Here is a 23,802-nt window from a genome sequence, read left to right on the forward strand (position 1 = left end):
CCCACCTTTCTTCCTGATTCGACACCATGAGAGTGAAGCAGCTTGCTGCCGCCGCGTGCCTCGCGGCGGCGATCCTCGCCTGCCTGCCCGGCGCGGCCGACGCGGCTCCCGTGCGCTGGCGCAGCGCCACCGTCCACGTCCAGCTCGACGGCAAGGATCTGAAGGACGTGCTGCGCGATTTCGCGGCCAGCCAGGGCATCGCGGCCTCGATCGCGCAGAACGTGCAGGGCACCGTGACGGGGCGCTTCGACCTGTCGCCGCAGCGGTTCCTCGATACGCTCGCCTCGACTTTCGGCTTCATCTGGTTCTACGACGGCAACGTGCTGTCGATCAGCAGTTCCAATGACGTGACGCGGCAGGTGCTGCAGCTCGACCACAGCGAGATCGGCGCGCTGCGCTCGACGCTCAAGCAGATCGGCCTCGACGATCCGCGCTTCCCGCTCAGCTACGATTCGACCTCGGGCACCGTGCTGGTGAGCGGCCCCGCGCAATACGTGCAGATGATCGCCGACGTGGCCGCGCGGCTCGACGCCACCACCGGCCATCGCTCGGGCTCGGTGATCCGCATCTACAAGCTCAAGAACGCCTGGGCCACCGACCACAGCGTGCAGGTGGACGGCAGCAGCGTGAGCGTGCCGGGCGTGGCCACCATCCTCGCCAACATGTACAGCGTGAAGTCGGGCTCCGGCGGCGGCCAGCCGAGCAGCGCGCCGAACATGCAGCGCGTGCAGTCGATGAACGACGTGTCGGGCTCGTCGACCGGTTCGATCGGCGGCGGCGGCAACGGCTCGCAGCCGCCGCCGCTGCCGCCCTCGATGATGGGCTCGCAATCGGTGGGCAGCGCGGGCCAGGCGTTCGGCGGCGCCTATGACAACAGCGGCGGCGGCGGTTACACGCGGCGCCGGCGCGGCGGTGGCGGCGGCGGCTTCGGCGACCTGAACAGCAACGACGTGGCGGTGACCGACGGCAGCGACGGCCTGCCGGTGATCCAGCCGGACCCGATCACCAACTCGGTGCTGATCCGCGACACGCCGGACCGCGTCGGCCAGTACGAGGACCTGATCCGGCAGCTCGACGTGCGCCCGCAGATCGTCGAGATCCAGGCGCACATCATCGAGATGGACGACACCACGCTGCAGCAGATCGGGGTGGACTGGCACGCGCACAGCAGCCATCTCGACTTCCAGACCGGCAACGGGCAGACCGCGCAGAATTCGTTCTCCACCGGCCAGCTGAACCCGACCTTCGGCTCGGCGCAGCAGGCCGGCCCGGGCAACACCATCGTCAGCGCCACGCCCACCGGCGCCGCGATCTCGGCCGTGGTGGGCGGTGCCGGGCGCTACCTGCTGGCCAGCGTGAACGCGCTGCAGTCCAACTCGAAGGCGAAGATCGACGCGACCCCGCTGGTCGCGACGCTCGACAACGTCGAGGCCACCATGGACAACACCACCAAGTTCTACGTGCGGGTGCAGGGCTACACCTCGGCGGACCTCTACAGCGTGTCCACCGGCGTGTCGCTGCGCGTGCTGCCGCTGATCGTGCGTGACAAGGACGGCACGCGCATCAAGCTCAGCGTCCATATCGAGAACGGTTCGCTGACCCAGCAGCAGGTGGACAACATCCCGGTGATCACGACCAGCCAGATCAACACGCAGGCCTTCGTCGGCGAGGGCGACAGCCTGCTGATCGCCGGCTTCACGACCGACAAGACCACCAACGGCGTGACGGGCGTGCCGTTCCTGTCGAAGATCCCGCTGCTCGGCGCGCTGTTCCGCGACAACAGCAACGAGCACGATCACAACGAAACCGTGTTCCTGCTGACGCCGCGCATCATCGACGCCGGCAGCTGAGCGCGCGGCGGGGCAGGGCGGCGGGCAGGCGGCTCCGGCCCATCGAGCAGGGCCGCGCGCGCGGCCCGTGTTCGTTTCGCATCGCCGGTGCCGGCTTCGCACCGCTCGCGGGCAGCTTGCACCGGCTTCCCTATAGTGCGATGAGTCGGCAAAACCGCCGTTCCAACCAGGAGTCGCTCATGTCGGTGATGATTTCAAACGCCACCCAACCGCCGGGGCTCGACGCGCTTTCGTCGAGCGATCCGCTGGGTGGTGCGGATAGCGCCAGCAGTTCGCAGATGAACCAGATCATGCAGATGATCATGCAGATCATCCAGGAGATGGCCCAGATGGCCCAGCTGCTGAAGATGGCCGCGGATCAGGGCAATGGCTCCGGGCTTGGCAATGGTGGCGGTGGAGGCGGCGGAGGCGGCGGTTTCCCGATGGCGCAGAACCTGGCGGCGGCCCCGGCCGGTGGCGGAGGCGGCGGTGGTGGCGGCGGTATTCCGGCGGCCGCCGGCGCGGGTGCCGGCGCCGGCGCCGGTTCGCCGGTCGACGCCTCGTCGGGCACCACGGGCGCCGGCAGCGGCACGCCGATCACGAGCCTCGGCGGCGACAACGCGAACCAGATCGCCAGCGCGCTGAAGGACGCGGGCTACAACAACACCGCGATCGCCGGGATCCTCGGCAACCTGCAGCAGGAAAGCGGCCTGCAGCCCGACATCAACCAGGGCGGAGCGACCGGCGGCCCGTCGTCGAACAACGCCGACGACAACGCGCACGGCTACGGCCTCGCGCAGTGGGGCGGCTCGCGCAAGGAAGCGCTCGAGCAGTTCGCGCAGCAGCAGGGCAAGCCGGTCACCGATCTCGGCACCCAGGTGCAGTTCATGATCCAGGAAGCCAACAACATGCCGGGTCTGAAGGACGCGATGAACAGCGCCGGCTCCCCGCAGGCCGCCGCGGCGACCTGGTGCCGGCAGTTCGAAGGCGCGACCGATCCGGAAATGCAGAACCGCAACCAGTACGCGGCGCAGTTCGCGCAGCAGCTGGGCGCGTAGGTCGGACCGTAGGCGGCACGTCACCCGCCGCCGTAAACGAAAACATCCCGCCGGCGGCGGGATGCTTGCAGGCGGCGAGACGACGGGGCCGGCGGCCCCGCCCGTTGCGGACTCAACCGTCGCCGCGCGAGCCAGACAGCGTCGGCATGCGGATCTGGTGATCGGCCGCGGCGCCGTCGTCGTGAACGGCCTTCGCGATCATGGTGGCGCCGATGTGCCACGGGTTGGCATACGAGGCCCAGGGCTGCGCGAGCGAGGCCGTGAGGCTGTGGCGCGCATGCACCGTGGCCCCCGCGCCGGGCGCGACAACGTTTGCGCGATCGGCGGGCAAAGTCAGCCCCGTGCTGCGCGCTTGCGGTGCGCAGGTGGCGGGCGCTTCGGCGCGCACGCCCAGACTGTCGAGCTGCGTGTCGGCGAGCTCGTGCGGACCGGCTCCTGCGTCGATCGCCATGCCGTCGGTCTGTTCGATCCGGTAGCCGTGCGCATACATCGTGCGAAGCGCGACGCCGGACTCTCCCGTCAGTTCCAGCTTGCGGCGCAGCTTGTAGATATGCTGCTCCAGCCGCCGGCCGACGATATCCTCCGTGCTGCCCCAGATCGCGCCCGCCAGCTGGCGGCGCGTGACGTATTCACCGGCCCGCGAGAACAGCAGCCAGGCGATCGCGAACTCGCGCGTGGTCACGCGCACGGTGCGGCCCGCGATCTGCACGGTGCTGGCCTGCTGGTCGAGCGTATAGGCGCCGAGCGTGACGCGCTGCTCGTCGCGCGGGGCGGGTTCGGCCTCCACGCGGCGCATGGCGCGGAACGCGCGGGCCGCCAGCTCGTTGCGGTCGAACGGGGCGAGCACCACGTCGTCGGCGCCCGCGTCGAAGGCGCGCTCCAGGCTGTCGCGATCGGTAAACGTACCGACCACCAGCAGCGGCGCCCGTCGGCCGCCGTAGAACGCGCGGCGCGCGAATACGGTGCGCGTGCCGTCGATGCCGGTGGCGGCGTCGACCAGGATCACGCGGTAATCATCTCGGTAAAGGCCACGCGCCAATGCGACGTCATCCTCGAATTGAATGCATTCGACGGAAGCATCGAGAAAATGCTGGCGCAGTCGTTCAAACATGCTGACGTTGGGCGTTAATACGGCGAACTTCAACCTGAACCTCCTCTACTTGTCCCGACGTGAAATGAACCGGCAGGCTACTGGCACGGAGCGAAAGTACAGGCATCGAAAATCCAAGGGTGTAACTTATTGTTAACCGCCGGAAAGAAATTGCCATGATTCCGGTGCCATTGAGGCATGTTTTTCGAATCATGGAATGCAATGTTTAGTTTTTAACCTAAACAGAATGTTGCGATATGTATTTGTAAGCTTCGGGCGCGTTGCGGCAGACAAGTTTGTAAGGATTTCGTCAGATACCTGGAAACAGGTAAAAGTCGATGTCATCCAGGAACTTTTCAGTTTGTAATGTTTGCTGATATTTGGTGAGTAATGAAATGCCATTGAAGAAACGGCAATACCGATGGTCACTCACAGGCAGATGGAAATTTAAATCCGGGATTGCGCCGATTTAACCGGGAAAACAAAAAGACGTGTTATTGGGCGAGCGCGGCGCGGCGATATAACAGATAGGTCGCGAAGTACGGCACATACAGCGTGGCGCCTTCGAGGCGGCAGCGGTCGCTGGCCGGCAGGCCGCCGCGCGTGTTGATGCGCACCACCGTGCTGATGTTCGTCATGCGGCCACCGCTGCCGTCGCGCGCGTTGGTGCTGGCGTGGACCTGGTAGCGCACCCACGGCAGCGCGTTCGCGTCGACGATGGTGGCGGTCTCGGTGCCGGCGACGGCGAAGCTGCCGTCGTAGGAGAGGAAGTAGCGGCCCGGCACGATCGAGCCGACGTTGTGGCCGTGGGCATCCACCAGCGTGGCTTCGGGGCCGTAGGCGCGCCAGCGCAATGTCTGGCCGGCCGCTTCGCCCGGCGCGCCGGCGTCGAGCGCCGCCACGCGGCGGCAGCGGTAGACCTCGTCGCCGCCGGCGTTCAGCGTTTCCTGCCATTGCTCGGGCGTCGCGCCGCGCAGCGCGTCGGGCACGGCCGCGTCGGGCGGGCCGGGCGGCGGCGTGGCGCAGCCGGCCAGCGCGGCCAGCAGCGCGAGCGCGCCGGCGCCGAGCGCCGCGCGCGAACGCGGGCCACGGGGGGCTCCACCATGAAGCGCGGCATCGCGCGTCATCGGCGCGCCGCCGTCGGGCGTGCGCGCGCAAGGCGCTTTCCACCGGAAGGCAAGCCGGTCGGCGAACGAAAACACGTGCATGGCCGCGAGACGCAGAGTCGGTAAACCCACATCAGACCGTAACCGGATGGTGCCCGCGCGCAGCGATACGAAGCGCTGCGCGGCGAGGCGCAGCGACCCGGGGCGCCGCGCCGCCGATCGCGGCGCGTGGCTCGCATCCGCTTCGCATTTCCGGCAAGCGATTCGGATCGGCGAAGTTTCGAAATGCGGCGCTTGTCTAGTATTGGCAACGGCATTGCGCCTCCTATGACGGGCGGCGTATGGAGAGTCATTCGGGACGTCGTTTCTTGGAACACACCATAGGAGGCCATACATGAATTTTCCCAGCGGTCTTGGCATCAGCCAGCCGATCCAGCAAACGCTCGGCAGCCTGGGCGGGGTGTCGGGCATGGCATCGCAGATCGAGTCGTCGATGCAGCAGGTCCAGAGCCAGGTGGAGCAGGCGGTCAGCTCGCTGATGCAAGGGTACATGTCGCAGATCCAGAGCCTGATGCAGCAGCTGGAAAGCGCGTTCCCCAACACGGGCGAGCAGGCCGGCGGCGCCGGCGCGCCGACGGGCGGCGCGGGACTGCCGAACACGGCCGGCACCGGCGAGGGCGTGGCCGGCAACGGCGCGATCGGCGCGGGCGGGGTCGGCCAGATCGACACCTCGGGCATGACCACGCAATCGGCGGCGGGCGCGCTTTCGGCGTACATGCAGCAGAACGGCATCGACCCGATCACGCCGAACCAGCTCTATCAGCTGGCGGTCAACCCGCCGCCGGGTACGCCGCCGGACGTGTCGAAGGCCGCTGCCTTCATGTTGCAGAACCCCGACGTGTTCCAGGCGATCGAGACGCACGACGATCCGAGCACGGACGGCAAAGCCGGCATCGGCGACATGCAGTGGGCCGCGCAGGGCGGCCTCGACAGCATGCAGAGCGCGCAGTCCGCGCCGACCATGTCGGACGGCTCGCCGATGACGATGCAGTCGGCTGCCGGCGCGCTGTCGGCCTACTTCCAGCAACAGGGCACGCAGACCGTCGACCCGAACGCGATGTACCAGCTGGCGATGAACCCGCCGGCCGGCACGCCGCCGGATGTGCAGAACGCCGCCAAGGCGCTGCTCTCCAGCCCGGAAGCCTACAAGGCCATCGAGACCGCCGACGTGGCGGGCGCGGACGGCCTGTCCGCCGCCTCGAACTTCGGCAAGGCCGCGCAGGGCGAAGTGCAGATGCCGGCCTCGACGGCCACCGCGTCCGAGTCGCCGGTGCTCGAGGGCTTCCATCCGCAGATGCTGATGAACATGCAGGGCCTGGCCATGAACCCGTTCGGTTCGACGGGCGGCTTCGGCATGGGCGGCATGGGCGGCATGCAGATGCCGAAGGCGCAGGACGACGACGACAACGTCTGATGCCGGCGGCCCGCGGCTTCGGCGGCGGGCCGTGCGCATCGGCGTCACACGGGGCGGCAGGCGCCGCTCCGTGTTTCCATTTTCGAATTCTCATCTTCCGTTCCCATGACCTCGCTCTCAACGCTCTCGTTTTCTCCGACCGTCGCCGCTCCGTCGATGACGGGCGTGGCAGACCCGTCGAGCAGCCTGCAGGCCGGCATGCAGCAGCTCGAACAGATCGACTCGCAACTGCAGCAGATGGTGCGCGCGCTGGTGTCGTCCGCGCAGCAGCAGGACGCCGGCGGCGCGTCGGGCAGCAGCGACGCGGCGCCGTCGGGCGGCCTGCAGATGCCGCAAACCGATGCCGCCTCGCTGCCGCAGGACGGCACGCCGGGCGGCACCGACGCGACGGGCGCGGGGGCGGGAGCGGGTGCCGCGAGCGGCGCGGCGACCGATGACGGCAAGTACGCGGCGCTCGACAGCTACAGCCAGGCCAACGACCAGTCCGATCTCTCGAAGTGGGCCGATCTCGCGCCGCCCGACCAGGGTGCCTCGCTCGAGCGTCCGCTCGCGGCGATGCAGATCCTGAGCGGCAAGGCCGGCCCGGACGGCCAGCCGCCGACCGACGCGCAGAAGGCCGCGGCGATGCAGTTCGTGAACGACAACCCGTCGCTGAAGACGGCGCTGCAGAACACCGGCGCGCTGAAGTCCGACGGCACCGTCGACACGAAGAAGATGGACAAGTTCATGGGCCAGGTCAGCACCAACCTCGACCAGGCCGACTCCGACATCAAGGACTACATGAAGAAGCATCCCGACGCGGATGCCGATTCGGTGAACGTCGAGCGTTCGGCGGGCCTGCTCAAGGCCTACAACGCGATCGCCGGCGAGTCCGAGGGCCACAAGTCGCACGGCAAGAACGGCAACAACTACACCAACGGCGGCAAGAGCGGCGGCGGCCTGACCACCCAGAAACAGATCCAGGACCTGCAGAACGACGCGGGCTTCAGCTCGTCGCTGAAGGCGGCCGCGCAGGCGTTCGGCTCGGACGGCGGCTTCGACGACCTGGACCGCAGCGGCGACGACAAGGCCACCAACAAGCGCGACCAGATCTACTCGACCAACAACATCGACAACTTCCTGAAGAAGGACGCGCCGACCACCCAGGCCGGCTCGCAGCAGTTCCTGCAGGACGCGAGCCTGCAGAACATCACCGGCAACACCGACATCAGCCAGCTCAACGGCGACGTGATCCAGAACCCGCAGAACTACTCGCCGCAACAGAAGGCGGCGGTGATGGTGAAGCTGATGGAGACGCTGGTGGACGTGCAGGCCGGCGGCTCGGACAAGCTGCGCAACGTCGACAAGACGGTGGCCGCGCTCCAGCAGGACATCCAGAAGCTGGCGAGCGACCCGGACACGGCGGCCTACCTGCAGAAGACGGTGCCGCCCGAGATGCAGCAGATGTCGGGCCAGTTCCAGCAGGCGGGCGGCATCAGCACGGCCGGCAGCGGCGCCGACGACGGCACCGATGGCGCCACGGCCACGGGCGGCAACGGCCAGTCGGCCGGCCAGACCATCGACGACGTGCATCGCGGCCTGAGCGACGCGAAGACGGTCACCGACACGCTGAGCGATCTCGCCAAGGGTGACGGCTTCATGGGCCTGGGCGGCGACAGCGCGGCGGCCGAGGCGGCCGGCGCGGCGGCAACGGGCGGCGCGGAAGGCGCGGCCGAGGGCGCGGCGGCCGGTGCCGAGGCGGCCGAAGGCGCGGCGGCCGGTGTCGAAGGCGGCGCGGCGGCGGCCGAGGGCGTGGCCGGCGCGGTTGGCGGCGCGCTCGCGGCGGCGGCACCGGTGATGGCGGTGGGCGCGGCCGTGGTCGGCGTGGCCGGCATCATCTTCGCGATCGTCGAGGCCGTGAAGAAGCACAACGACCAGAAGAAGTTCGCGTCGAACGTGAATCCGACGCTGCAGCAGTTCGGTATTCCGCTGCCGTCCTGATCCCCGGAGGCGCCATGCGCAATCTGGTATTCGACCGCCACGACGAAGTCATGCACTTCGTCGCGGCGCGCACCGGCGAGGCGCGCTACGACGACGCCAAGGCGATCGGGCTCGCGAAGGACGGCGAGCTGGTGGCCGGCGTGGTGTTCCAGGGGCACAACGGGCCGAACCTGCTGATGCATTTCGCGCTCGACGGCTCGCGCCACCTGATCACGGCGGCGTTCGTGGCCGCCGCGTTCCTCTATCCGTTCGCGATGCTCGGCTGCCGCCGCGTGACGGGGCTGGTGCGCGTGGACAACCCCGACGCGCAGCGCCTCGACGAGCATCTCGGCTTCGTGCGCGAGGGCGTGATGCGCGGCGCGGCCAGCGACGGCACCGACTTCATCCTGTACGGGATGCTGCGCGACGAGTGCCGCTATATTCGCGGGCGCTACCTGAAGGCGTTTCTGAAGGAAACCGAAGCGATTCCGGATGCGGAGAGGGTGGTGCAGCCGCAGCGCGAGGCTGCGTAGTTTCACGGTCGCCGGGCCTGGCGTGCGGCAGCCCGCCGTGATTGATCCGGTTTCCTGATTGGTTCACGGTCAATGGGCCGTGAACCACGTAGATCACCACGCGACGGCGGTCCGAGCCGCCGCCGCGAAACCCGGTCCATGCCGCCACCTGGCGGCCGTCGGTCTTTGCCCCGCCGCCCGACGCGTTCCCCCGAATTCCGCTACAGTCACCGCGCCCCGGCGCCCGCGCGGCGCCATGGGCACCAATGGCGAACCCTTTGAAAGACGAATGCAAGGAGATGGCGATGCGGATTCTGGTGGTGGGCGCGGGCGCGACGGGCGGCTATTTCGGCGGACGGCTGGCGGCGGCCGGACGTGACGTGACGTTTCTCGTGCGCGAGGGCCGCGCCCGCGCGCTGGCGCGCGACGGCCTCGTGATCCGCAGCCCGCACGCCGGGGACCTGACGCTCGCCGGCGTGAACACGGTGCAGGCCGGCGACGCCGCGCGCGCCGGCGCGTTCGACCTGGTGTTCCTGAGCTGCAAGGCCTACGGCCTCGACGACGCGATCGACTCGTTCGCGCCGTTCGTCGGCCCCGACACGCTGATCCTGCCGGTGCTCAACGGCATGCGCCACCTCGACGTGCTGCAGGCCCGCTTCGGCCGCGAGCGTGTGCTGGGCGGCCTCTGCATGATCGCCTCGACGCTCGACGCCGGGCAGCGCATCGTCCACCTGAACGACTCGCAGGCGGTGGGCTTCGGCGATCTCGCCGGCGGCATGCCGGCGCGCGTGCGGGCGATCACCGAGACGTTCTCGGGCGCGGGCTTCGACGTGCTGCCGAGCGACGACATCGTCGCCCGCATGTGGGACAAGTGGACCTTCCTCGCCACGCTCGCGGCGGCCACCACGCTGATGCGCGCCTCGATCGGCGACATCCTCGCGGCGCCGGACGGCCGGCAGCTGCTCGAGGCGCTCTATGCCGAAACCGGCGCGATCGCCGCGCATCACGGCTACCCGCCGCCCGCCGCCACCCACGAGCGGTCGCGGCGGATCCTGTTCACGCCGTCGGCGATGACGGCCTCGATGCTGCGCGACGTAGAGAACCGCTCGCGCGTGGAGGCCGACCACGTGATCGGCGACCTGCTCGCGCGCGCGCCCTCCGAGCCGGGCACGGGCGGCCTGTCGCTACTGCGCGTCGCCTACAACCACCTGAAGGCCTACGAGGCGCGTATCGCGCGCGAAGCCGCGAACGCCTGACGCCGGGCTCCGGGCTCCGGGCGGCCGACATCGCCCGCGCCCGGCCGGCCCGAGGGGGCCCGGCACGCAACCGCGGCGCCCGCCGCCCTGCGGCGGTTCGTTTTCCCGCAAACCGGTTCGCCGTTGTCGGCTCGTCGTCGGCCAGCGATGGTCCCATCGAGGTTTTGCCAGGAAAGCGCATGGCTCCGATCCGTTCCCCCTCCCCGTCGACGCCGTCGATCACCACACCGTCCACGCCCGCCTCGCCGGGGACGACGGACGGCGCCGACGCGCGCACCGGCCGCGGCCTGCCCGCCGCGCAGCAGAGCGGTCCGGCCCAGCTGGCCGGGCTGCGTTCCCGGCCGCCGTCGCCGGTTCGCGGCGAGGGCGGTGCCGAAGCGGCCCGCACCGGCCGCGGCCGCGCCGCGTCCCAAGACGTCGCAACGCCCGCGCCGGCCCGCTCGACCGATCCCGCCGAGTCGGCGCGCATCGTCGCCGCCGCCGAGACGATCACGACGCTGCCGGCCCTGCAGGCGGCGCTCGGCGAACTGGGCGGCCTCGACCCAAGCCTGCACGCGAAGCCGCTCGGAGCGCTGGCCAACCGCATCGAGACGCTGCCGCCGGAGGATCGCGCGGCGGCGTTCCAGGCCGTGTCGAAGGCGGTCGGCGAGCTGCCGCCAGCGGCCCAAGCGCACCCGCTCGCCCGCCTCGGCTTCCAGGCCTGCGAGCTGCCCGAGGGCGATCGCGCGCGCGCGTTCCAGAACACGTTCGCGTCGATGGAACACGTGGTGAGCAGCGGTCAGGCCACGCCGGGCGAGCACGCGCAGATGCTGGCCGGTCTCGCCTATTCGGTGCCGGGCCTGACGCCCGGGCAGCAGCAGGCCGAAGTCGGGCGGCTGATGACGCAGATCGGCAAGCTGCCGCAAGGCTCGCGCGGCGCGCCGATCAGCAGCCTCGCGTACCGGCTCGACGTGGCCGATCCCGGCGTGCGGCAGGCCGCGTTCGACGGCGCGATCGCGCATCTGGAACCGGGCGGCGGGGGCAAGGCCGAGCTGACCGCGCTGGCCGCGGCCGTGCATCAGCTGCCGGACCCGGGCGAGCGGCAGAAGGCGTTCGACGAACTGCTGCCGCGCATCGACAAGCTCGCCGGGCCCGATCGCGGGGAGGCCGTCCAGAACCTGACGATGCAGATCGTCCACCTGCCGCCGCAGAACATGCTGCCGGCCGTGAACACGATGCTCGGCGTGGTGGGCGAGCCCGGTGAAGATCCCCATCTGCAGATGGCGCAGCAGCTGTTGAATCACTTCAAGAACCTGCTGTCCCAGGCGGTGGACGCCTAGCGCCGGCCGGCTCGTCGGGCGCCGTGCCCGACGAGCCGGGGACCGGTCCCATCACCGGGACCGGTCCCGCGCGCCGTCCTTCGTCAGCTTTCCACCCGTCCCTCCCGCTCCGCCCCCGATTTCCCCCGCCCTGCGCCGCCCCCGCGCGCAATCTTTCACGCCGGCGCGCCGGCGGTTTCCCGGCAGCGCCCCGCACAAGCCGCGAACTGCGCGCAATATCACCATGGAATTCAAAAACCATGCGAGTCCCGCGCGTAATGAATAAATCCAGACGATTACGGGAGAAATAAAAACGGCACGCCGCTCACGCCGGCCGAAAAATCCGGCCAATTTGCGCTCCGGCCCCGCCGGGCCTTGCTTTTCCGCGCGCCGGCGGTGATCGGAAATACCACTTTTTTCGTTCTATTTCGGTTTTCAATAACATCGAAAAAACATTTTGAAAATCGGTACGACTCCGGGACGAAAGGCTCTATCACTCCGGACGGCGAATTGTTACGATCACCGCCGAAGCGGGCGACAAAATCAAACGTGGAGATGATTAAATGAGCCAATACGGGCCATTGAAATTGCATGTACCGGAGCCGACCGGGCGACCGGGCTGCAAAACCGATTTTTCCTATCTGCAACTTTCCCCGGCCGGCAAGGTGCGCAGGCCGCCGATCGACGTCACGCCGGTCGATACCAGCGATCTGGCCCATGGCCTGGTGCGGGTGCTCGACGACGACGGACGCGCGGTCGGTCCCTGGGCACCCGAACTCGATCGCGAGCGGCTGCGCGCCGGCATGCATGCCATGCTCAAGACGCGCGTGTTCGATTCGCGGATGCTGATCGCGCAGCGCCAGCGCAAGATCTCGTTCTACATGCAGAGCCTGGGCGAGGAGGCGATCGGCACCGCGCACACCTTCGCGCTCGACAACGGCGACATGTGCTTTCCGAGCTACCGCCAGCAAAGCATCCTGATCACGCGCGAGGTGCCGCTCGTCGAGCTGATGTGCCAGCTGATGTCGAACGAGCGCGATCCGCTGAAGGGCCGCCAGCTGCCGGTGATGTACTCGAACCGCGCGGCCGGCTTCTTCACGATCTCGGGCAACCTCGCCACCCAGTTCATCCAGGCGGTGGGCTGGGCGATGGCCTCGGCGATCAAGGGCGACACGCGCATCGCGTCGGCCTGGATCGGCGACGGCGCCACCGCCGAGGCGGACTTCCACACCGCGCTGACCTTCGCGCACGTCTACCGCGCGCCGGTGATCCTCAACGTGGTCAACAACCAGTGGGCGATCTCGACGTTCCAGGCGATCGCGGGCGGCGAGGGCGCGACCTTCGCCGGGCGCGGCGTGGGCTGCGGGATCGCCTCGCTGCGCGTGGACGGCAACGACTTCCTGGCGGTTTACGCGGCCTCGCGCTGGGCCGCCGAGCGCGCGCGGCGCAACCTCGGCCCGACGCTGATCGAATGGGTCACCTACCGCGCCGGCCCGCATTCGACCTCGGACGATCCGTCGAAGTACCGCCCCGGCGACGACTGGACCCATTTCCCGCTCGGTGATCCGATCGAGCGCTTCAAGCGCCACCTGATCCGCGAGGGCATCTGGTCCGAGCAGGAGCATGCCGACCTGAAGGGCGTGCTCGAGGCCGAGGTGATCGCCGCGCAGAAGGAGGCGGAGCGCTTCGGCACGCTCGGCGACGACCGCGTCGCCGACGTGGCGAGCTTCTTCGAGGATGTCTACAAGGACATGCCGGAACACCTGCGGCGCCAGCGCCAGCAACTCGGAGTCTGACCGATGACCACAGCACAACCGAAGGGTCAGTCGGCCACGACCATGACCATGATCCAGGCATTGCGCTCCGCGATGGACGTGATGCTCGAACGCAGCGGCGACGTGGTGGTGTTCGGCCAGGACGTCGGCTATTTCGGCGGCGTGTTCCGCTGCACCGAGGGCCTGCAGGCGAAGTTCGGCAGCTCGCGCGTGTTCGACGCGCCGATCTCCGAGGGCGGCATCGTCGGCGTGGCGGTGGGGATGGGCGCCTACGGGCTGCGGCCCGTCTGCGAGATCCAGTTCGCCGACTATTTCTATCCGGCCTCCGACCAGATCGTCTCCGAGGCAGCGCGCCTGCGCTACCGCTCGGCGGCCGAATTCACCGCGCCGCTCACCATCCGCATGCCGTGCGGCGGCGGCATCTACGGCGGCCAGACGCACAGCCAGAGCCCCGAGGCGATGTTCACGCAGGTCTGCGGGCTGCGCACGGTGATGCCGTCGAACCCGTATGACGCGAAGGGCCTGCTGATCGCCGCGATCGAGAACGACGATCCGGTGATCTTCCTCGAGCCGAAGCGCCTCTACAACGGCCCGTTCGACGGCCACCACGAGCGTCCCGTCACGCCGTGGAACCAGCATCCGGCGAGCCTCGTGCCCGAGGGCTACTACACCGTGCCGCTCGAAACGGCCGCGGTGGTGCGGCCCGGCCACGCGATGACGGTGCTGACCTACGGCACCACCGTCCACGTCTCGCTCGCGGCCGCGCAGGAAACCGGCATCGACGCCGAGGTGATCGACCTGCGCAGCCTGTGGCCGCTCGATCTCGACGCGATCGTCGCGTCGGTGCGCAAGACCGGGCGCTGCGTGGTGGTGCATGAGGCCACCCGCACCTGCGGGTTCGGCGCCGAGCTGATCGCGCTCGTCCAGGAGCACTGCTTCCACTGGCTCGAAGCGCCGGTGGAGCGCGTCACCGGGTGGGACACGCCTTATCCGCATGCGCAGGAATGGGCGTATTTTCCGGGGCCGAGCCGCGTGGGCGAGGCGATGCGACGCGTGATGGAGGGCTGAGATGGGTATCCATGTGATCAAGATGCCGGACATCGGCGAAGGCATCGCGGAAGTCGAACTGGGGCTGTGGCACGTGAAGGTGGGCGACCTCGTGAAGGAGGATCAGGCGCTGGCCGACGTGATGACGGACAAGGCGTCGGTGGAGATTCCGTCGCCGGTGGCCGGGGTGGTCGCGGCGCTCGGCGGCAATGCCGGCGACATGATGGCGGTGGGCGCGGAGCTGATCCGCATCGAGGTGGACGGCAGCGGCAACCATCGCGGCGAGGCGGCGGTGGCCGCGAACGAGGCGCAGCCGGCCGCGCCGGCGCGCGAAGCGGCGCCCGAGCCGAAGCATGAACCCGCTCGTGAACCCGTGCAGGAAGCCACGCGCGAGTCGGTCCGCCCGGCGGCCCGCGAACCGGCGCAGGCCGCGCTCGCGCCGGTGGCCGGGCACGGCGAACGCGAGGCCGCGCTGCCCGTCGCGCGCGAGCCCGGCGAGCGGCCGCTCGCCTCGCCGGCGGTGCGCAAGCGCGCCTGGGATCTCGGCATCGAGCTGCGTTTCGTGCGCGGCACGGGCGAGGCGGCGCGCATCCTGCACGAGGATCTCGACGCCTATCTGCAGGGCCGCGGCGGCATGTCGGGCGGCGGCGCGCCCGCCGCGCGCGGCGGCTATGCCGAGCGCCGCGACGAGGAGGCGGTGCAGGTGATCGGGCTGCGCCGCCGGATCGCCGAGAAGATGCAGGAATCGAAGCGGCGCATCCCGCACTTCAGCTACGTCGAGGAGATCGACGTGACCGAGCTCGACACGCTGCGCGCCGAGCTGAACCGCCGCCACGGCGAGACGCGCGGCAAGCTGACGATGCTGCCGTTCATCGCGCGCGCGATGGTGATCGCGCTGGCCGATTTCCCGCAGATCAACGCGCGCTACGACGACGAGGCCGGCGTGGTCACGCGCCACGGCGCCGTGCATCTGGGCGTGGCCACGCAGAGCAAGGCCGGGCTGATGGTGCCGGTGGTGCGCCATGCCGAGACGCGCAACGTCTGGGCGCTGGCGGCCGAGGTGGCGCGGCTGGCCGAGGCGGTGCGCAGCGGCCGCGCGGCGCGCGACGAGCTGAGCGGCTCGACCATCACGCTGTCGAGCCTCGGCGCGCTGGGCGGCGTGGTCTCGACGCCGGTGATCAACCATCCCGAGGTCGGCATCGTCGGCGTGAACCGCATCGTCGAGCGGCCGATGATCCGCCATGGCCTGGTGGTCGCGCGCAAGCTGATGAACCTGTCCTCGTCGTTCGATCACCGCGTGGTGGACGGCATGGACGCCGCCGAATTCATTCAGGCCGTGCGCGCGCTGCTGGAGCAGCCGGCCCTGCTTTTCGTGGATTGAGCCGATGAACGAACCGATTACAACCACGCTGCTCATCGTCGGCGCCGGCCCGGGCGGCTACGTCGCCGCGATCCGCGCCGCGCAGCTGGGCGTGCCCACCGTGGTGGTGGAGCGCGCGCAGCCGGGCGGCACCTGCCTGAACATCGGCTGCATCCCGTCCAAGGCGCTGATCCACGCGGCCGACGAGTTCGACAAGGCCCGCCACTACAACGGCGACTCGCCGCTCGGCATCCGCGTGGCCTCGCCCGAGATCGACATCGCGCGCACCGTCGCCTGGAAGGACGGCATCGTCGGGAAACTGACCGGCAGCGTGGCCACGCTGCTCAAGCGCCACGGCGTCGAGCTGGTGCGCGGCGACGCGCGCGTGATCGACGGCAAGACCGTGGAAGTCGCGCGCGAAGCCGCCGGCCCGGTGCGGATCCGCTGCGAGCACCTGCTGCTCGCGGCCGGCTCCGAGCCGGTCGCGCTGCCGTCGATGCCGTTCGGCGGCATCGTGCAGTCGTCCACCGAGGCGCTCTCGCCCGCCACGCTGCCGCGCCGGCTGGTGGTGGTGGGCGCCGGCTACATCGGGCTCGAGCTGGCGATCGCCTACCGCAAGCTCGGCGCCGAAGTGAGCGTGGTCGAGGCGCAGGAGCGCATCCTGCCGATCTACGACGCGGCGCTGACCAAGCCGGTGGCCGCCGCGCTCGCGCGGCTCGGCATCACGCTGCAGCTGGGCCGCAAGGTGCTGGGCCTGAGCCCGGCCGGCGACGCGGTGCGCGTGCAGGATGCCGCCGGCGCCGAGACGGCGCTGCCGGCCGACCGCGTGCTGGTGGCGGTGGGGCGCCGGCCGCGCACCCAGGGCTGGGGGCTCGAGGCGCTGCAGCTCGATCGCGCCGGCCACGCGCTGAAGGTCGACGACCAGTGCCGGACCTCGATGCGCAACGTCTGGGCGATCGGCGACCTGGCGGGCGAGCCGATGCTCGCGCATCGCGCGATGGCGCAGGGCGAGATGGTGGCCGAGATCGTCTCGGGCAAGCGGCGGCGCTTCATGCCGGCCGCGATCCCGGCGATCTGCTTCACCGATCCCGAGGTGGTGTCGGTGGGGCTCGCGCCGCACGACGCCGCCGCGCCCGACGACGCGCTGGCGGCCAGCTTCCCGCTGGTAGCCAACGGCCGCGCGATGACGATCGAAGGCACCGACGGCTTCGTGCGCGTGGTGGCACGGCGTGACGATCACCGGATCCTCGGCTGGCAGGCGGTCGGCCGCGGCGTGTCCGAACTCGCGGCGGCGTTTTCGCAGTCGCTCGAGATGGGCGCGCGGCTCGAGGACGTGGGCGGCACCATCCACGCGCATCCGACGCTCGGCGAGGCGGTGCAGGAAGCGGCGCTGCGCGCGCTCGGTCACGCGCTGCATGTCTGACCGGTGGTGACGGGATGGCGCGCGCCAGGACGCGCGCCATCCCGCGCGGCAAACGATGAACAACACAAGGCCGGGACGCGCGACGGACCCGGCCATCAGGCATTCGACGACGAGAGAGTGCGAAGTCTGAGTTTCAGCTACAAGGAATGGCGGGGCGGAAGGGCGCACGGCGCGGGCAAGCGCGGGTGCGGCCTCTACCGCACCCGCCGTCATCGTCCCCGCAATCCGGCCCGAGTCCAGCAGAGGCTTCGGGCCGCACGAGCGAACCGGCACCGTCCGCCGCGGCCAGGCCTGCCGTAGCGGGGTCGCGTGCCGTGCGCGACGCTGCGCCGCCGCGCTGCGTTCGCGACCCCGGTGCGGGGCCTCCCGGCTCCGCGCACATCGGGCGGCCGCGCCGCGTCCATCGACGCGTCGCGGCCGCGTCGTCACGTGCCGCCGCCCTTGCCGGCCGCGCACGTTCGTCTGTCTGTCACTTCGGCTTCCACCGCCCGGCCGTGCCGGCTGCTGCGCGCCCGCTTCGGCGGCGTGCCGTGCCCGGCCGTGTTGGCTCCGGGCCGGGTCCGTTTCTCGTCGCTCGAGATCACCGGCGCGCGGCGGCGCATCCGCCGCGCGCTCGATCCCACCGATGGCCGTCGGTGCGCGTGGCGCGGAGCGAGGCATGCCAATCCAGTCGATCGTCCCAGTCGTTCATTGCGTTCACGTCCCGTGCGCAATCCGTTCCTGTCGCCGTGCCGGTTCGATTGGCGAGCGCGGCGGCCGGACGGACCGCCATCGCCTCCACTCATTCGACACGTGGTCCGGCGCACATGGCTCGACACTCCGTTCCCCCTTCCCGTCCTACCCCCGAATTCGGTTACGACGACCTCCTGCAGGTCCGCCACGGCGTGACCGGCGGCAAGCAGATCTCGCTCGTGGCGCGCGGCAGCCCCCGGCACGGCTTCGTGCTGGAGCGGCACCGGCGCGCGCCCGGCGAGCCCCACTCGATCCAGCGCATCGACGCGCGCGATCGCGCGGCGCTGGCCGAATTCGTCGCGCAGGATCCCTACGCGGCGCAGCTCGGCGACGAATACCGCGCGGTGCTCGATGCACTGGCGGCGGCCGCCGACGGGCCGGCCGAGGCGGCTGGCCCGGCCGGTGGTCAAGGTTCGCCAGGCGCGCCCGGTGCCTCCGGTGCTTCCGCCCCGGCCGCGCCGCGCGCGCCGGAGCGGCTGCCCGCCTACGCGTCCGAATGCGAGAGCGACGCCGAGCTGATCACGCTGATGCGGCGCATCACGGGCGCCTGCGGCGCCGTGCAGTGCTTCTTCCACTGGTTCGTCTACGACGAGCGCAGCGGCGAGGTCGCCGCGCATCACCTGCTGATCGGCGGCGATCCGGCCTGGGCGCAGCAGTACGTGGATCGCCACTGGTACCTGAACGATCCCGCCGTCGCGCACGCGCACGACGACACGCGGCCGCTGCGCGGCTCGTCGCTGGTGATGCCGTCCGGCCACTGGCTGAACCGCCACGGCCCGCTGCACGGCATGCGCAGCCACCAGTTCCACCCGGCGCACCGGCGCGACGTGGCGACCATCGGCGTGCTGCACGTCAGCACGGCGGCCGAGCCGCCCGGCGGCGAGGAAGTGCTGTGGGCGCACCGCCGCCCGCTGCGCGGCCTCGCCAACGAGCTGCTCGAATGGCAGGTGCTGCGGCGCCGCCGCGAGCTGGCCGCCACGCTTTCGCTGGAGGCGCGCGAGCTGCAGGCGCTGCGGCTGGTGGCGCGCGGCGGCAGCGCGCGCCACGTCGCCGCGGAACTCGGCATCGCCGAACGCGCGGCCTACCAGCTGTTCACCGCGATCAACCGCAAGCTCGACAGCGAACACATCAAGGTCAGCGCCAACAAGGCACGCCAGCTCGGGCTGCTCGGCGACGGTTATATCCAGGAATGATGAAAACTTCCATGCATATGCAGGAAACGATCTAAGTCATTCCCCGCCGCTATCCCGTTAATGTGCATCTCAGGAATCGAGCAGAAGAAACACGAATGAGAGAGAGGGACGCAGCCCGCGGGCGCGCCGCATCCAATGCGGCGCGCACCCACGGCCGTCCGACCAAACCGAGGGGCCGAACCCGGCCGGAAGCATCGCGCATGCCTGCCTGCATGCACCACGCGATGCGTTCGAGGGATCGGTGCGCCATGTCGCCCGCCTTGCAGAAGGTGCCCATAGAGACACATCGCAGGAGGGTCATCGAGATGTCCGGACACATCGTTCAAGCCATCCAGACGCACGCGCAGGCCACGCCGTATCGCGCGGCGCTGTCCGATTCACGCGGCGATTTCAGCTACGCCGACCTCGACATCTTCAGCACGCGTTTCGCGCTGCGCCTGCAGTCGTATGGCTGCGCGCCGGGCGACCGGGTGGTGATGGTGGCGAGCCGCTGCGCGCTGATGGTCGCGACCATGGTCGGCACCTTCAAGGCGGGCTGCATCCACGTGCCGCTCGACCCGAAGATGCCGGTCGAGCGGCTGCGCTACATCCTCACCGACATCGCGCCGGCGCTGGTGATCGCCGACGACGAGATCGCCGAGCTGGTGGCCGGGGCGCTGCCCGAAGCGGCGCCGGTGCTGCGCGTGAGCGACGTCGAGCGGCTCCACGACGATGACGATTCGGCGCTGCGCGACGCCTGCGTGCGCGCGCTGCCGCTGCCCGATCTCGACCCCTCGGCCACCGCCTACTGCATCTACACCTCGGGCTCGACCGGCCGCCCCAAGGGCGTGCTGATCGCGCATCGCGGCATCGCCGACTTCTTCGACGGCACGCGCCGCGTCTACGAGGTGACGGCGCAGTCGCGCTGCGCGAGCTTCTCGCCGCTGCATTTCGACGTGTTCCTGATGGACATGCTGTTCCCGCTCTCGCAGGGCGCGCACCTGTACGTCCACGACGACGTGGTGGTGCCCGACATCATGCTCGACGCGCTCTGCGCCCACGACGTCACGCACTTTTCCGCGTGGGGGATGATGCTGGGCCTGCTCGCGCAGGCCGAGCACTTCGCCACGGCGCCGCTGCCGCATCTGAAGCAGATCCTGACCGGCACCGACGTGCCCGACATCAAGACGGTCCAGCGCTGGATGCGCAAGACCCCCGGCGTGCAGGTGATCAACGCCTACGGGCCGACCGAGGCGACCTGCGCGTCCACCGCCCACGTGATCCGCGAGATCGAGCCGGAGCGCCGCACGCTCTATCCGATCGGCGTGCCGCTCGAGCACGTGAAGGTGCTGCTGGTGGGCGACGACGGCCGCGCGATCGACACGCCCGACACGCCCGGCGAGCTGATGGTGGGCGGCACCCAGGTGATGCAGGGCTACTGGCACCTGCCCGAGGAGACCGCCGCGCGGCTCACCCACGTGGGCGGCGTGCCGTTCTATCGCACCGGCGACCTGTGCCGCTGGCTCGACGACGGCAGCCTGTTCTACATGGGCCGCCGCGACAACGAGGTCAAGCTCGGCGGCTACCGGATCCATCTGAACGAGGTGAGGCGCGTGATCGACAGCGTGCCGCACGTCCACGGCTCGGAGATCGTCGTGCTCGACACGCGCTTCGGCGAGAAGGTGCTCGCGGCCGGCGTGCTGTTCGAACAGGCGCAGGCGGTGGATACCGGGTCGCAGCTCGCCGCGATCCGGCAGCGCCTCGCGGGCGAGCTGCCCGCCTACATGGTGCCGCGCTATCTGACGGTGTTGGACGAGTTTCCGGTGTTGTCGTCGGGAAAGACGGATCGCAAGGCGCTTCTGTCGATTTTGCAGCAACGCATCAATACAAGCCACCAGGAGGAAGTCAATTCATGAAAACCGAAGCCATCTTGATTCAGGTTCTGGAAGACGTGATCGGCGTGAAGAACGTGACGCCCGAGACGCGTTTTCCGGATATCGGCGGCAACTCGCTGAATCTCGTCGAAGTATTGAAGCAGATGAAGGCGAAGGTGGGCATCACGCCGCCGCCGCGTCAGTTCTTCGACCGCACGCGTTCGAGCGTCGCCGAGCTGGCGGCGGCCACCGACGCGCTGCGCGAGGCGAGTCGCAACACGGCCGACGCGGCGAGCTGACCGGCGGCGGGCGAGAGCCCGCTGCCCGGTCGATCCCGAGGTTCGTCCGCCCCCGGCGCCGCGCGAGCGGTGGAACCCCGCAGTACCCGTCGTTACCCCGCGCATGGTCTTCCATGCAAATTTAGGAGAACTGAGATGCAGAAGCGTTTTCACCTGTCCGAGGACGAGAAGAAGTTCTTTTACGAGAACGGCTATGCCGGTCCGTTCACGCTGTACGAGCCGGAAGAGATGACGCGCGTCTGGGAGGAGGTCCGCATGGATCTGCTCGATGCCACCAACGCGCCGTTCCCGAACAGCAAGCTCAACTACGACCGCCATCTCGACCTGACGAACCTGAGCCGGATGAGCAGCCATCCGGCGATCGTCGACCGGATCTCGAGCATCCTCGGGCCGGACGTGCTGAGCTGGCGCACCGAGTGGTTCCCGAAGTACCCGGGCGACGAAGGCACCGACTGGCACCAGGCGGAGAGCTTCGTCGAGTTCGAGGGCACCGAGAAGCTCGAACCGACCGCGGCCGAGGAGGGCCGCCCGTGGGAGCTGACGGCCTGGGTCGCGATGAGCGAGGCCACCAAGGCCAACGGCTGCCTGAAGCTGATGCCCGGCAGCCACCGCACCTGGTACTTCGACGAGAAGCGCAACATCCCGTTCGAGCCGGAGAACTTCAACCAGCGCGTGCTCGACGACGGCCAGAAGTCCGGCTTCTACGGCTACGACTACGAGAAGCTCAAGCTCGATCCGAAGTGGAAGCCCGACGAGGACCGCGCCGTTCACATGGAAGTGAAGCCCGGCCAGTTCTTCATCTTCACGTCGCGCTGCATGCACGGCTCCAACCCGAACTCGACCAAGGATTCGGTGCGCTTCGGCTGGGCCACGCGCTACGTGCCGACGCACGTGAAGGTGTACGCGGGCCAGGAATCGTTCCATCACTTCGGCGAAGTGCTGCCGCTCGACCGCTACTCGACGGTGCTGGTGGCCGGTGAGGATCGCTACGGTCACAACCGCGTCTCGCAACCGCTGGCCGCCAAGGCCACGGCGACGGCCTGAGCGATGACCGGCGCCGATCTGGAGACGCGCGAGTCCGACTGGCTCCGGTTCGGCGCCGGCGGTCCGAGGTCCGACGCGCGCGTGCGGCTCGTCTGCTTCCACTACGCGGGCACCGGCGCATCGATGTTCGCGCCGTGGGCCGCGGAGCTGCCCGGCGAGGTCGAGCTGATCGCCGTGCAGCTGCCGGGCCGCGAGAACCGGCTCGACGAACCGCTGCTGCACGCCATGGACGAGATCGGGGCGCCGGTCGCCGAGGCGCTCGCGCCCTGGCTCGACCGGCCCTACGTGATGTTCGGGCACAGCGCCGGGGCGCGGATCGCGTTCGACGTGGCGCGGCGGCTGCGCCGCGCCGGGTTCGCGCTGCCGCGCGTGCTGATCGTCTCGGCGCAGTACGCGCCCGACGTCGAGCCCGCAGTGATCCGCTACACGCTCGACGACGCGCAGTTCGTGGAAGTGCTGCGCGCCTGCAAGGGCACGCCCGAAACGATCCTCGACGATCCGGTGCTGCTCGACCTGCTGCTGCCGAGAATCCGCGCCGACGGCCAGGTGTTCGAGACCTATCGCTACGAGTCCGAGCCGCCGCTCGACTGCCCGATCGTGGTGTTCCAGGGCACCGCCGACGCGATGGTCGACGACGCGGGGGCCGCGGGCTGGGCGCGCCACACGCGCGGCGGGTTCCGGCTGCGCAACTTCGAGGGCGGTCACTTCTTCATCCACGAGAAGCAGGCCGACGTGCTCGACGAGATCAACCGGGAGCTGGCCGTGCTGCTCGGCGAGCCGGATTCCACCCTGACTGGATGACAAGACAATGGCCCAATGGAATACGGATGAGGAACTGTTCGCGCTGATGCGCGAGGAGCTGGCGACGTGCCCCGTCAGCGACGTGCTCGAACAGCTCGGTTTCGCCACGCCGATGCTGCCGCCCGCGATCCGGCCGCTGCGCGCCGAGATGGTGATGATCGGCCGCGCGATGCCGGTGCAGGACGATCCGCCGGTGCCCCACGGCGGCCTCAAGCGCTACGACGCGAAGCCGTTCGGCTTGCTGTTCGAATCGATCGAGGCGCTGCGCCCGGGCGAGGTGTACATCGCCAGCGGCGGCCCGGTGGGCGCCGCGCGCATCGGCGACCTGCTGGCCTCGCGCGTGAAGAAGATCGGCGCGGCCGGCGTGGTGCTCAACGCCCACGTGCGCGACGCCAACGCGATCGGCGAACTCGGGCTGCCGGTGTTCGCGCACGGCACCCATGCCTACGGGCTGCAGGGGCGCCACAACGTGGTGGATTTCCGCTGCTCGATCCGCATCGGCGAGGTGCGGGTGCGGCCCGGCGACCTCGTGTTCGGCGACAACGACGGCGTGTGCGTGATCCCGCGCGAGGTGGAGCACGAGGTGATCACGCGCGCGATCGCCAAGAACCGGCTCGAGCGCAAGGTGCGCGATGCCGTGGCGGCGGGGCGCAGCGTGGTGGATGCCTTCAACGAATACAGCGTGATGTGAGG

The 23,802-nt window shown here is 69.7% G+C and carries 20 protein-coding genes; 17 read left to right on the forward strand and 3 right to left on the reverse strand.

The window, feature by feature from the left end:
* The first annotated feature begins 26 nt into the window (after window positions 1-26).
* Together sctC and bpln_RS35760 are read left to right on the forward strand one after the other, a co-directional pair.
* Window positions 27-1,850, forward strand: a complete 1,824-nt coding sequence (gene sctC / locus bpln_RS19105; RefSeq protein ID WP_042626986.1) for a type III secretion system outer membrane ring subunit SctC — start codon at window positions 27-29, stop codon at window positions 1,848-1,850.
* A 179-nt stretch (window positions 1,851-2,029) separates the two neighbouring features.
* Window positions 2,030-2,887 (forward strand): phage tail tip lysozyme, encoded by an 858-nt coding sequence (locus bpln_RS35760; RefSeq protein WP_055139690.1) that lies wholly within the window; start codon window positions 2,030-2,032, stop codon window positions 2,885-2,887.
* Window positions 2,888-2,999: 112 nt separating this feature from the next.
* On the opposite strand, the gene bpln_RS19115 is transcribed toward bpln_RS35760, so the two are convergent.
* On the reverse strand, window positions 3,000-3,893 hold the full coding sequence (locus bpln_RS19115; protein WP_226993736.1) for a response regulator transcription factor: 894 nt from the start codon (window positions 3,891-3,893) through the stop codon (window positions 3,000-3,002).
* Window positions 3,894-4,471: 578 nt separating this feature from the next.
* Entirely contained in the window at window positions 4,472-5,104 is a 633-nt protein-coding gene (locus bpln_RS19120; protein WP_244132077.1) for a DUF3455 domain-containing protein, read from the reverse strand.
* A gap of 373 nt (window positions 5,105-5,477) precedes the next feature.
* Here bpln_RS19120 and bpln_RS19125 point away from each other — a divergent pair, with 373 nt between their 5' ends.
* From bpln_RS19125 to bpln_RS19145, 5 genes are all read left to right on the forward strand, one after another.
* The gene (locus tag bpln_RS19125) at window positions 5,478-6,557 is read left to right on the forward strand and encodes a hypothetical protein (protein WP_055139692.1); all 1,080 of its coding nucleotides are present in this window, start codon (window positions 5,478-5,480) and stop codon (window positions 6,555-6,557) included.
* 156 nt (window positions 6,558-6,713) lie between these two features.
* Window positions 6,714-8,537, forward strand: coding sequence for a type III effector HrpK domain-containing protein (locus bpln_RS19130; RefSeq protein WP_244132078.1), 1,824 nt, complete (start codon window positions 6,714-6,716; stop codon window positions 8,535-8,537).
* 14 nt (window positions 8,538-8,551) lie between these two features.
* Complete coding sequence (locus bpln_RS19135; RefSeq protein ID WP_042626991.1) at window positions 8,552-9,049, forward strand: GNAT family N-acetyltransferase; 498 nt, start codon at window positions 8,552-8,554, stop codon at window positions 9,047-9,049.
* A 284-nt stretch (window positions 9,050-9,333) separates the two neighbouring features.
* Entirely contained in the window at window positions 9,334-10,284 is a 951-nt protein-coding gene (gene panE / locus bpln_RS19140; protein WP_055141133.1) for a 2-dehydropantoate 2-reductase, read from the forward strand.
* A gap of 179 nt (window positions 10,285-10,463) precedes the next feature.
* Window positions 10,464-11,603 (forward strand): hypothetical protein, encoded by a 1,140-nt coding sequence (locus bpln_RS19145; protein WP_055139694.1) that lies wholly within the window; start codon window positions 10,464-10,466, stop codon window positions 11,601-11,603.
* 275 nt (window positions 11,604-11,878) lie between these two features.
* On the opposite strand, the gene bpln_RS35765 is transcribed toward bpln_RS19145, so the two are convergent.
* Complete coding sequence (locus bpln_RS35765; RefSeq protein ID WP_141755283.1) at window positions 11,879-12,175, reverse strand: hypothetical protein; 297 nt, start codon at window positions 12,173-12,175, stop codon at window positions 11,879-11,881.
* On the opposite strand from bpln_RS35765, the gene bpln_RS19150 reads away from it, so the two are divergent.
* The 10 genes from bpln_RS19150 to bpln_RS19195 all read left to right on the forward strand — a co-directional run bounded on the left by bpln_RS19150 (window position 12,146) and on the right by bpln_RS19195 (window position 23,800).
* Complete coding sequence (locus bpln_RS19150) at window positions 12,146-13,378, forward strand: 3-methyl-2-oxobutanoate dehydrogenase (2-methylpropanoyl-transferring) subunit alpha (protein ID WP_042626993.1); 1,233 nt, start codon at window positions 12,146-12,148, stop codon at window positions 13,376-13,378. The genes bpln_RS35765 and bpln_RS19150 overlap by 30 nt on opposite strands.
* A 3-nt stretch (window positions 13,379-13,381) precedes the next feature.
* Window positions 13,382-14,425 (forward strand): alpha-ketoacid dehydrogenase subunit beta, encoded by a 1,044-nt coding sequence (locus bpln_RS19155; protein ID WP_042626994.1) that lies wholly within the window; start codon window positions 13,382-13,384, stop codon window positions 14,423-14,425.
* A gap of 1 nt (window position 14,426) precedes the next feature.
* Window positions 14,427-15,785 (forward strand): dihydrolipoamide acetyltransferase family protein, encoded by a 1,359-nt coding sequence (locus bpln_RS19160; protein WP_055139695.1) that lies wholly within the window; start codon window positions 14,427-14,429, stop codon window positions 15,783-15,785.
* A 4-nt stretch (window positions 15,786-15,789) separates the two neighbouring features.
* Window positions 15,790-17,187: a dihydrolipoyl dehydrogenase gene (lpdA, locus tag bpln_RS19165; protein WP_042626996.1), complete on the forward strand. Its 1,398-nt coding sequence runs from the start codon at window positions 15,790-15,792 to the stop codon at window positions 17,185-17,187.
* A gap of 806 nt (window positions 17,188-17,993) precedes the next feature.
* A complete protein-coding gene (locus bpln_RS19170; protein WP_055139696.1) occupies window positions 17,994-19,112 on the forward strand; it encodes a helix-turn-helix transcriptional regulator in 1,119 nt (372 codons plus the stop codon).
* A 305-nt stretch (window positions 19,113-19,417) separates the two neighbouring features.
* Window positions 19,418-21,007: an amino acid adenylation domain-containing protein gene (locus bpln_RS19175; RefSeq protein WP_042626998.1), complete on the forward strand. Its 1,590-nt coding sequence runs from the start codon at window positions 19,418-19,420 to the stop codon at window positions 21,005-21,007.
* Entirely contained in the window at window positions 21,004-21,264 is a 261-nt protein-coding gene (locus tag bpln_RS19180) for an acyl carrier protein (protein ID WP_042626999.1), read from the forward strand. The genes bpln_RS19175 and bpln_RS19180 overlap by 4 nt, the downstream gene beginning before the upstream one ends.
* A 135-nt stretch (window positions 21,265-21,399) precedes the next feature.
* On the forward strand, window positions 21,400-22,308 hold the full coding sequence (locus tag bpln_RS19185) for a chlorinating enzyme (protein ID WP_042627000.1): 909 nt from the start codon (window positions 21,400-21,402) through the stop codon (window positions 22,306-22,308).
* 3 nt (window positions 22,309-22,311) lie between these two features.
* Window positions 22,312-23,109, forward strand: a complete 798-nt coding sequence (locus bpln_RS19190) for a thioesterase II family protein (RefSeq protein ID WP_042627001.1) — start codon at window positions 22,312-22,314, stop codon at window positions 23,107-23,109.
* A gap of 7 nt (window positions 23,110-23,116) precedes the next feature.
* On the forward strand, window positions 23,117-23,800 hold the full coding sequence (locus tag bpln_RS19195) for an RraA family protein (RefSeq protein ID WP_042627002.1): 684 nt from the start codon (window positions 23,117-23,119) through the stop codon (window positions 23,798-23,800).
* Window positions 23,801-23,802: the final 2 nt, after the last annotated feature.

The organism is Burkholderia plantarii, assembly GCF_001411805.1.
Classification (GTDB): domain Bacteria; phylum Pseudomonadota; class Gammaproteobacteria; order Burkholderiales; family Burkholderiaceae; genus Burkholderia; species Burkholderia plantarii.